Source organism: Sulfurimonas sp., from assembly GCF_023229105.1.
GTDB lineage: Bacteria > Campylobacterota > Campylobacteria > Campylobacterales > Sulfurimonadaceae > Sulfurimonas.
This window is the reverse complement of sequence record NZ_JALNZY010000067.1, coordinates 1-10,514: the sequence shown is the minus strand read 5'-3', so window position 1 is coordinate 10,514 and position 10,514 is coordinate 1. Positions and strand designations below refer to the sequence as shown.

Annotated in this window: 11 protein-coding genes; 8 read left to right on the top strand and 3 right to left on the bottom strand. The window is 38.3% G+C overall.

The window, feature by feature from the left end; all coding sequences use genetic code 11:
* From M0Q17_RS08875 to M0Q17_RS08840, 8 genes are all read left to right on the top strand, one after another.
* A partial coding sequence (locus tag M0Q17_RS08875; RefSeq protein WP_295086053.1) for an AAA family ATPase occupies positions 1–1,212 on the top strand: 1,212 nt, incomplete at its 5' end.
* Between the two features lie 57 nt (positions 1,213–1,269).
* Positions 1,270–2,142, top strand: a complete 873-nt coding sequence (locus M0Q17_RS08870) for a TIGR01777 family oxidoreductase (RefSeq protein ID WP_295086052.1) — start codon at positions 1,270–1,272, stop codon at positions 2,140–2,142.
* Positions 2,143–2,218: 76 nt separating this feature from the next.
* Positions 2,219–2,791 (top strand): AmmeMemoRadiSam system protein A, encoded by a 573-nt coding sequence (gene amrA, locus M0Q17_RS08865; RefSeq protein WP_295086050.1) that lies wholly within the window; start codon positions 2,219–2,221, stop codon positions 2,789–2,791.
* Between the two features lie 23 nt (positions 2,792–2,814).
* Positions 2,815–3,603 (top strand): AmmeMemoRadiSam system protein B, encoded by a 789-nt coding sequence (amrB, locus tag M0Q17_RS08860; protein ID WP_295086048.1) that lies wholly within the window; start codon positions 2,815–2,817, stop codon positions 3,601–3,603.
* Positions 3,596–3,910, top strand: a complete 315-nt coding sequence (locus M0Q17_RS08855; RefSeq protein ID WP_295086047.1) for a cupin domain-containing protein — start codon at positions 3,596–3,598, stop codon at positions 3,908–3,910. The genes amrB and M0Q17_RS08855 overlap by 8 nt, the downstream gene beginning before the upstream one ends.
* A 157-nt stretch (positions 3,911–4,067) precedes the next feature.
* Positions 4,068–5,144: a CNNM domain-containing protein gene (locus tag M0Q17_RS08850; RefSeq protein WP_295086045.1), complete on the top strand. Its 1,077-nt coding sequence runs from the start codon at positions 4,068–4,070 to the stop codon at positions 5,142–5,144.
* Positions 5,145–5,155: 11 nt separating this feature from the next.
* On the top strand, positions 5,156–5,998 hold the full coding sequence (gene aguB / locus M0Q17_RS08845; protein ID WP_295086043.1) for an N-carbamoylputrescine amidase: 843 nt from the start codon (positions 5,156–5,158) through the stop codon (positions 5,996–5,998).
* A gap of 53 nt (positions 5,999–6,051) precedes the next feature.
* Positions 6,052–6,852 (top strand): J domain-containing protein, encoded by an 801-nt coding sequence (locus M0Q17_RS08840; RefSeq protein ID WP_295086041.1) that lies wholly within the window; start codon positions 6,052–6,054, stop codon positions 6,850–6,852.
* Here M0Q17_RS08840 and M0Q17_RS08835 read toward each other — a convergent pair.
* The 3 genes from M0Q17_RS08835 to M0Q17_RS08825 form a co-directional block, all read right to left on the bottom strand.
* Entirely contained in the window at positions 6,849–7,790 is a 942-nt protein-coding gene (locus tag M0Q17_RS08835) for a DUF234 domain-containing protein (RefSeq protein ID WP_295086040.1), read from the bottom strand. The genes M0Q17_RS08840 and M0Q17_RS08835 overlap by 4 nt on opposite strands.
* Positions 7,791–7,800: 10 nt before the next feature.
* A complete protein-coding gene (locus tag M0Q17_RS08830; RefSeq protein WP_295086038.1) occupies positions 7,801–9,183 on the bottom strand; it encodes a sodium:solute symporter family protein in 1,383 nt (460 codons plus the stop codon).
* A gap of 82 nt (positions 9,184–9,265) precedes the next feature.
* The coding region (locus tag M0Q17_RS08825) for a DNA polymerase IV (protein ID WP_295086036.1) at positions 9,266–10,514 on the bottom strand (1,249 nt) is incomplete at its 5' end.

The window sequence follows — 10,514 nt, the reverse complement described above, 5'->3', positions numbered from 1 at the left end:
ACTTCAAAAACTATACTTGATTTGTTAAACACAAGATATGATAAAAAAGAGATAATGACATGCGCACTTAGTGGCATAGCTTCTCAGCGCATTGCAGATACAACTGGTTATGAGAGTGCAACAATCCAGTCACTTTTAGTTAAGTTTGAAGATAGAGATGAGTTTCCATACGCTGTTGTTCTCATAGATGAAGCCTCCATGATAAACTCCTCTTTGTTTGCAAGAGTGATGAGAAAGGTTAGTAAAAAAGCTATAGTTATTATTGTCGGAGATGACGCACAACTGCCACCTATTGGCGCGGGAAATGTTTTGAGTGATGTTTTAACTCTGGAGTTGGCACCGATAGTAAAACTTACAAAGATTTACAGACAGAGCGAAGACAAAGCTATAACTTTGATTGCAGATGATATTAGAAAGGGGATAGTACCCGAATATAGGGATGAGTATGAGGATTTTGAGTTTATAGATATAAGTATGACAAACTACTACGCTCTTAAAAATCAGCTCTCACAAAATGAGCTTCATGAGATGCGAGAGGCTAATTCAAATCAGATTGTAAGCGAGATTGCCCATAAAGTTGTAGAGTCAATCGAAAAGGCAAGATACAGACTAAGTAACAAACTTATAAAAGAGTATCTGAACTATTTTCAGGTTATAACGCCTATGAAAGGTGGAGTTTTAGGTGCTAATAATCTTAACACTGTCTTGCAAGAGTACTTCAATCCAAATCCTAAAAAAAGCGTAAAAAAGGGTGGTGTGGAGTTTAGACTGATGGACAAAGTAGTTCACACCAAAAATGAAAATATGACATCATGGAGCGGCGAAGGTTTCAAAAATAGTGAGGATTCTGCCCAGAGAAGGATATTTAACGGTATGAGCGGACTTCTTTTTAAGATAAATGAAGAAGATGAACAGGCGTTCGTATTTTATCCAAATGAGGATGTTGTGGTTGTTTATGAGTATGAGGAGTTAAAGAGTCATCTGATGCTCTCATACGCGTTAACTATTCATAAAGTTCAAGGCATGGAGTATGATATAGTTGTTATTCCGATGAGTTTTTCACACTATATTATGCACAACACTAAACTTATCTATACAGCCGTTACAAGGGCAAAACATAAATGTATCCTAATCGGCGAGAGCGGGGCTTTTGAGAGTGCATGTAAGAAGCTTGAAATAACAAGAAGAGATACCGTACTCCTAGAACTCTAAGCACTCTTTTATACAGATACATTTATAATGAGGCTTATTTGAGATTTGGAGTTTGGCATGGCGATAGGAAATAGACTTAAAATTGCAATTTGCGGTAAAAGTGGTTTGGTAGGCTCTAAAATAGAGGAGTTTTTTAATCCGCAACATAATGAAATAGTAGGCTTAAAGGTGCGAGAAGATTCTACTATTGAGAGTATAGCCGAGCAGCTTGATAAGTGTGATGTACTTATCAACTTAAGCGGAACCACAATTTTAGCTCGCTGGAGTGATGCGTATAAAAAGAAGCTTCGCAGCAGCCGCATTGATACCACAAAAAAACTAGTAGATGCCATAAAAATATGCAAGGAGAAGCCAAAACTTTTTTTGAGCGCTTCTGCAGTTGGAATCTATGAGTCAAATATAGTGCAAGATGATAACTCTCAAAAGTATGACGATGATTTTTTATCTGCTCTTTGTTTGGAGTGGGAAGCGGAGGCAAAAAAAGCACAACCGCTAGGTGTTAGAGTTGTGCAGATGAGATTTGGAGTGATTTTAGCAAAAGATGGCGGTGCCATGTCTAAGATACTTCCTCCTTTTAGAATGGGAGTCGGCGGAAAGCTAGGAGATGGAAAGCAGATGGTTTCGTGGATACATATAGAAGATTTACTTAGAGCAATAGCGTTTATTATAAAAACTCCTGCCATAACAGATTCTGTGAACTTTACTTCTCCACACCCTCTCTCAAATATAGAGCAGACAAAAATTTTGGGCAAAGTTCTAAAGCGCCCGACATTTTTTTGTGTTCCCGCTTTTTTGATAAAGTTGATTTTTGGGGGTGGCGCTAGCGTTATTCTTGATTCAAAAGAGGTCTATCCCTCAAAATTGCTAGAACATGGGTTTGAGTTTCATTATGAAAAATTTGAAGATGCGCTAAGGGAGATTGTGCGCTGATTTAATAAGATATGTTTATTCTTTTGTAAAGTTCAAAGATGTACAATGATTTGAAGGTTAAAGAAAAGGGGTTGTGATGATAGACTCTGTTTTACTAAAAATTGCAAAAAGTGCGATTCTTGAGCAGTTTAATGATGCGTATAGTTTTGATAAAGAGACTCTTCTTAATAAGCACCCGTTTTTAAATAAGGAGGGTGCAGCATTTGTAACACTAAAGTACAATGGGCATCTGCGGGGTTGCATAGGTTCCATTGCTGCTTATCGTCCACTCTATAGCGATATTTTTCAAAATGCCAAAGCTGCAGCATTTAAAGATCCTAGATTTAATCCACTTAGTGAAAGAGAGCTTTCACAAATTAATCTAGAAGTCTCTGTTCTTAGCGAGCCAAAAATTTTAGAGTATAAAGATTTCAATGATTTGCTTACAAAAGTAGAGCCTAACGTAGATGGACTCATCTTTAAACATAACGGGTATCAAGGAACTTTTTTGCCTCAGGTTTGGGAGCAGTTAAAGTCGCCAAAAGAGTTTTTAGAGCACCTTAGTCTAAAAGCTGGATTAAGTCCCTCAGCGTATGAGGAGCATCCTGCTATATACAGGTACCATGTGGAAGCCATAAATGAAGATTTTGATGCAATACCTCTGTTGTAATAATAAAAAAGCAGGAGATTAAAATGAAACGAAAAATGAGCGTAAGTGGCTCTTTTTATCCGGCGAGAGCTGTTGAGATAGAGAGATATTTTGAGCATTTCAGTGCGGTTTATGAGGAGGACAATGTTTTACCAGACATTAAAAGCAGGGCTGTGATAGTCCCCCATGCAGGTTATATCTACTCAGGCTACAGCGCAAATATAGCATATAGAGTTTTAAAAAATAGTGGAGTTAAAAAGTTTATCATAATGGGTCCTTCACATAAGATAGGATTTGAGGGAGTCTCTTTATGTAACTTTGACTCTTATGAAACCCCTTTTGGAGACATAGAGAGTTCAGATTTTTTGCAGCAGGCACTAAAGGAGAAGTTTGCTCTCGTATGCACTCCCGAAGCTCACATGGAACACAGTACGGAAGTACAATTTCCCTTTATAAAACACTACATAGAAGATGCTCAGATAGTTGAGCTTGTTTACTCTTTTTTAGAGGCTTCAAAACTCTCACAAATCATAGATTATGTTTTAAGCTTTGAAGATTGCGGAGTTATAATAAGCACGGATTTAAGCCATTTTCACAATCTTAGTAATGCCACGAGACTTGACAATATCTGCCTTGAGGCAATTGAGAAGATTGAAGTAAGCAGGCTTTATGAAGGGTGTGAAGCGTGTGGAAAACTTGGTGTTGAGGCGCTGCTTTTAAGCGCGAAAAGGCTTGGATTCAGAGCGCAACTGCTTGATTATAGAACAAGTGCAGATGCAAGTGGAGATACTGATAGAGTCGTTGGATACGCGAGTGCATGCTTTTATGAGTGAAAATATATTTACTAATATACCAAAACCGGCAGATAAAGAGTTTTTTGAAGCGCTTCTCATAAAAGATGGACTTAAAATTGAGAGAATAGTTTCATACGGGCATGAAACTCCAAAACATGAGTGGTATGATCAAAAACAAAACGAGTGGGTAATTTTACTCAAAGGTGAGGCTATTGTCTCTTTTTTAGAAGAAGATGAGGTAAGGTTAGGAGCGGGAGATTATATAAATATTCCCGCACATAAAAAACATAGAGTCTCTTGGACAAAGCCTAATGAAGAGAGCGTTTGGCTGACAGTACATTATTAGACTATTTAACTTTAGTTTGAGGCGGGCTTTTTAGCAAACATGTTTGGCAGTAACTATAATGTGATATAATGCCCATAAAAATTAAAGGAAATTTTATAATGACCCAAAGCGACCCGGCCTCGCATAGTTTCACCCATGTTGACGTAGGAATAATCCTATGACTTTACTCATTGTTTATCTCTCACTTGCCATTTTCATATCATTTCTTTGTTCAATCTTGGAGGCAGTTTTACTCTCAAGCACAAACTCGTATATTGAAAGCTTGTCTAAAGGCTATAATGAAAATTTAGTCAATAAGCTAAAAGGCTTTAAATTAAACATTGACAAACCGATTTCATCAATTTTAACTGTTAATACTTTTGCTCATACAATGGGCGCTGCTGGAGTTGGTGCTCAAGCACAGATTCTTTTTGGGGAGGAGTGGCAAGCACTTGTTGCTTTTGTTGTAACGCTTCTTATTTTGTACCTTTCAGAGATTATCCCCAAAACTATAGGTGCGCTTTACTGGAAAAAACTGTTGGTTCCCTCAGCATATATGATTTCGTTTATGATGACAATAAGCACTCCATTTACATGGTTTTCATCATTTTTGACAAAGTATATTTCAAGAAACAAGAAGCACCAAAGTAATTTTTCACGTGATGAGATTATGGCGATTGTTGCAATGGGGGAGAGAGAGGGCGCTATTTTAAGCAAAGAGAGTGATTTAATAGAAAACCTCTTAAAGCTTAAAAACATAAAAGCAAAAGATATTATGACCCCAAGAAGTGTAGTGTTTGCTCTGTCTAGTTCAACGACTATAGAAGAAGCGGTGGAGGATGATAAAATGTATATCCACTCTCGTATTCCTATCTACAGAGAGACGCTCGATGACGTTGTCGGTATTGTTTTTAGTCAAAGAATTCTTGAGGAGAGCAACGAAGATCACGATAAAGTGACATTAGAGAGTATCTCGCATGAAGTGCACATGGTCTCAGAAAATGTACCTGTTCCGCATCTTATAGATCTTTTTGTTAAGAGGAAGACACACCTATTTATAGTTTATGATAGCTATGGTCAGACGGTTGGTGTCGTTACTCTTGAAGATGCTATAGAGACGCTTTTGGGTGTTGAGATTGTTGATGAGATGGATGAGATTGAAGATATGCAACTTTTTGCAAAAGATAGAAGTAAAAAGTTTCAAGACAAGATGAAATTTGAGAGAAAAAAGATAGAAAAAGCTAAAAGCGTTTAGTGAGGTAGAAGATGGTTAAGGTTAGTGCAATTCAGATGCAAATGAGTGAAGATAAAGCTGCAAATGTACAGAGAGCTCAAAGGTTAGTTAGAGAAGCTGCCGCAGAGGGTGCACAGATTATACTTTTGCCCGAGTTGTTTGAGGGATTGTATTTTTGCAAAGATATGGATGAAAAATACTTCTCATGGGCAGCGCCAAGAGAAGCAAATAAGCTTATAAAACGCTTTAGCAATCTTGCAAAAGAGCTTCGTGTAGTCATCTTGATAAGTTATTTTGAAAAGAGTGAGGAGGGCTACTTTAACTCTTTAGTCGTTGCTGATGCAGATGGCACCATTATGGACAACTACCGAAAAACGCATATTCCCGACGGCCCCGGATATGAGGAAAAATTTTACTTCAAGCCCGGGAACAGTGGCTTTAAAGTGTATGACACTAAGTATGCAAAAATAGGTGTGGGCATCTGCTGGGATCAGTGGTTTTGTGAAACGGCAAGAGCACTTACTCTTATGGGTGCCGAGATTATCTTCTACCCGACGGCAATAGGAAGTGAACCTGAGATTCATCTTGATTCAAAAGAGCATTGGCAGAGAGTTCAGATGGGACATGCTGCGACAAATACCGTTCCTGTCGTGGTTGCAAATCGTATCGGCAAAGAGGTTGGACATACTTGTAGTCTCAACTTTTATGGTTCCTCCTTCATAACAGACTATACGGGTGCAAAAATTGCAGAAGCCTCAAGAGACAAAGAGGAGATTCTTTATGCAGAGTTTGATATAGAAGATAATCAAAAACAAAGAGAGTATTGGGGACTTATAAGAGATAGACAACCTGCTATGTATAAAAATATCTGCTGATTTGGAACTTTTATTGCTTCATCTAGTAAAATTATACGCTAGAGGCTGAGTAGATGGAGATAGTATTAAGAGATAATCTTATTTTTGTTACTACAGATTTTGATACGTTAAATACTCAATGGATGAAGGATTTTTTAAATCATCATTCAAGAGGTATGCTTTTTTTGCCTAAAGCCGTAATGGTGTTTAGAAATGAAGTTTTAGCGCAAGAAAGAGAAGTGTTTATAAACGAACTAAGCCAACACCACGCTAAAAAACATGATTTTTCACATGAATTTTTTCTTCGTTCCCTGCTTAAATTTGGAGGTCAGCCCATTAGGATTGAGCTTAACAAACAAGAGGAGCCTCAAGAGATAAAGGTAAATCTTTATGCTTACAACAGCGATACGGTGCTTATCTCGCTAGAGTATCCAAACTCTTGGGTTTTGAGTTATCTGCGTTCGCAGTTGGAGGTTTATGTAGAGAGAGGTACTGATGTATCTTTGGTTCTTGATGTCTCCGATTACAAGGCAAAAGCGAGGCTGGAGAGAGCTCTTGATAAGCGTCATGTTTTGCATTACCAAATTAAATATAGCTACAATAATCGTTTTATGAGTAAGCTCTACAGCGATTTTGCAAAATATAGCTTTGGAAGCCTCGCTAAGGAGGAAGATGATGCTCAGAAAAATCACTTTTATGCAGTCTTGCAGTGTCCAATTGGGGCGAGTCAAAATAGCATCAGAGAGAGCTATAAAAGATTAGCAAAGGCGTATCATCCAGATAAGATTTTACAAGAAGCTCCTCATATGGTAAAACACTACACGCAGAAATTTCAACTTCTCCAAGAGGCATACGGTGCACTTAAGAGCAGCTAAATAAAAAGATTTTTCAGATTTTCATCAATATTTTTGTTTTTTACAAGTGCTTCAAAGTCAGGCAAACTATAAAGTGCTAAACTTTTGCCTTGATGGTTAAGAAGCTCTTTGGAAAATCCTCTTTTTGAAAATAAAATGGCTTGTGTCGGCTCAATACCAAGCCTTTGACACTTATCTAAAAGCTTGTGCCACTCACTTTTGTTGACTTTGTGGTTTGACCATTTGCACTCAGCAACATAAATTTTCTCATCTTTAGTAATTGTTAGTATATCTATCTCTATGTTTGCATTCCAGTAGCTTCCCGAGCTTAGAATTTGTGAATCTCTAAGGTTATAGTTTAGCAAAACTTCCGAGAGTTCTTCAAAAACTAGACTTGTATAGCTATGTCTTCTTTTGTTAAAATCTTTTAAAAAAGGCTCATAGTTGCCTTGCTCTATCTCCTTTGTATGCGGGGCGATAAAGTAGAACCAAAATCTTACAAAAGGGTGTGTAAATAGAACTTTATGGGAGATTCTATATCTTGCGACTTCTCTTTTTAGTTTTCCTTTTGGGTTAAGGCTACGAGCTGGCTCCTCCCTTGAATACTCTATTTGTATAAGCCCTTTTTGCTCTAAAAAGTTGAGTGCACTTCCGCCGTTTGCGTTGTTTAGTCCCGCGCGATTAAAAGCTGAAAATATTTTTCTATCGCCCACCGCCAAAGCACGCAGAAGCCGTAAGCACTCCTTGTCTGCTAGAGTTAGGTTTTGTATTTTTTTTCTTAGCAGTACGAATTTGTTTAGGATGAGCTCCTCTATGAGAATGGTTATCTGTTTGGTGGTATCTATCTCCCAGCCAAGTCCGCCAAAGATTGAAAAATACTCAATCTGTATCTCCATGTCATCTGGGTAATTTCTTAAATAAAAGGAGCGAAACTGATCTAAAAGTTTTGTCTTTGTCATGTTTGAGAAGTTACCTTCTTGCTTTAGCGTTTTCTTTATCGATAGAGAAAAAAGCGATAAAGTTTGCTAAAGTGCCGACCACTAAACCATCGATGCCAAAGGGAGAGTTTAGGAGATTGCTCCATACAAGAGTAGTGATGATGCCAGCCGATGCACCTGCAATAAAGCGTTTTTTACTAAGCTTTAAACCAAGCAGGGCAGCTGCTAGGGGAACTAAAGTAGTAGGCGCCCAAAAGTTATATGAGTAGATAAGGATATCTAAAACACTATCGATAGAAAGAGCAAAAACTACAGCTATAACGCCAACAGCTAGAGTAGTCATACGAGCAAGTTTAAGCTCCGCATCTACGCTAAGGGGAGTCTTTAATATTGGTTTAATGATGTCGTTATTAAATGCGATTGCAGCTGCATTTAAAAATGAGTCCGCAGAGGACATGATTATAGAGATAATAGCTGAGATAACTACTGCTTGAAGAACTGGAGGAAGTGCTTCTTGTATAACATAAGGCATTGCAAGATTAGCATCAAGGGAAGGCTCTAAAGCTAGAGCTACAAGCCCTATTAGCCCAGTAACTGCAAAAAATGGGATAGAAAATAGCCCACTAAGAAGCGTTCCTCTTTTTACATTATGATTCTCTTTACCAATGAAAAGCCTTTGAACATAGGGAGGAACTAAAGTCTCACCTAGTAAAAAAGTAAGAAAAAGTGAAAGAAGAGCTATTAGCGCCATTGGTTCAAGCGAGATGCTAAAGTGGCTTGCTGGTACACGCTCAACAACTTCACTCCAGCCGCCAACATATTCTATGCCAAAGTAAAGAGTGAGCGGAATACCGACAGAGAGAACTATAAACTGAACAATATCAGTCCAAACAACAGCTCTCATCCCTCCTATGGTTGAGTAGATGATAACGATGCTAAGACCTAAAATGATGCCAGTTGAGCGCTCTAGTCCTAGAAAAAGATTAAATATATATCCCATAGCGCCAATTTGAGCACCGAGTATTCCAGCACTTAAAATCACACCAAAAACACCCGCAAATATCCTAGATTCTCTTCCATAAGCCGGCTCCATTATGTCGCCTATAGATATGGCATCTGGGTAGTGCACTATATTTGGAGCGATGTACTTTGCTACCAAAATCTCTTTTAAGCTAAATCCCCAAAGCGCTACAATGTTTGAGATGCCAACCAAAAAAACCTTCTCAGCATTTCCCATAGAAAAGCCGCCACCTATAAAAGAGGCACTAAGAGTTGCAAAGATAGCCATAGTACCAAATGACTTTGAAGCCACAGCATAATCCTTGAAGTCTTTAACCCCGCGACCTGCCCAAATTCCGATAAGTAATACTATGATGAGATAGGAAAATATTATAATGCTTTGGGTAGTAAACATCCCTTTTTGCTCCATTTGAAAAAAATGGTTGTAGTATACTATTTATCTTGATTAAATCCAATTTTTATGAAGTAAAAAAATACTAAAGTTCACTTGCCCACTTGATGGCATCTAGCCCGTACTTTTCTCTAAGTTTATGTGTCTCTTGACTTAACTTTTTCATCCTTTGCTCATCCTCAAAACCTATGAGAGAGAGCTCTTTTTTAGAGTCTCTTGTAAAGCTCGAACAGTTGATGCTAAGCCTGATGGCGTGGAGTCTCTTGTGCGTGTCCGCCTCGTTAAAGAGGCTTAAGCAAAGAGAGTCAAACTTTTTTTCCGTAAAAACCTCGGCTTGTGAGATGTTTTTGTGTGAGCTTTGTCTCATCTCATAAGAGATGCTAAGATTAAAAACAGTCGGAATGACATCTAGTTTTAAGATAGCAAAACTTAGATGTCTGGCTAAGATATGAACTCTTCTTCTTAATTCATTTCTATCAAAGATTGGGTCAAAAGTTCTTGAGATGCCGATGGATTTTCTTTTATGCGTGGTTTTAATGTTCTCATCTGATAGTCCACAAACCCTTTTGTAAAGCTCTTTTGCGTAAGGTCCCCACGACTCAATGGTTCCGCGCCGCTGTTGTAGCTCTCCTAAAGTACGAATCTGAACAGAGTTTAACTTCTCCTGCATACTTTTACCGATGCCAGCAAACGCTTCAACAGGGATATTTTTTATAAAAGAGTCAACGTTCTGGGCATAGATAGTCTTGCATCCAAAGGGTTTTGCGCTTGAAGTGGCTAGCTTTGCGATGAAGCGAGTATTTGCCGCTCCAATGGAGACTGGAAGTTTTAACTCTCTTTTTATCTCATGTCTAAGGTTATCAATAAACTGCTCAACTTCATCATCTTCCACCCAACCAGACAAATCACCATAAAACTCATCGATGCTAGCTTGCTCGATAAGAGGGATTTTTGATTGTAAAAACTCATGAAGTTCATGAGAGAGTTTTTGATATAGAGACATATTTGGTGCTTTTATGATGAGATGCGGACAAAGCATCAAAGCCTCTCTTATGGTTATAGCGGTTTTAATCCCAAAAGAGCGAGCCTCATAAGATGAGGTAGTAAGAATCCCACGAACTCTTCCATCCTCATCCACAAAGGCGTTTAAATCATCGCTCTTCTCATAAGTTTTGTAAAAAGTGCTAACAAAAGAGCCAGAGTTCTCAAGGTTAACACTCTGCTTCTTTGCATCATTAGTAAATATCCGAGCATCGCTGCGCCCACCAATAGCCACAGGCAAACCCTCCAACGATGGTTCACTAATGCGAACGGCACTTACAAAAAAGCAGTCT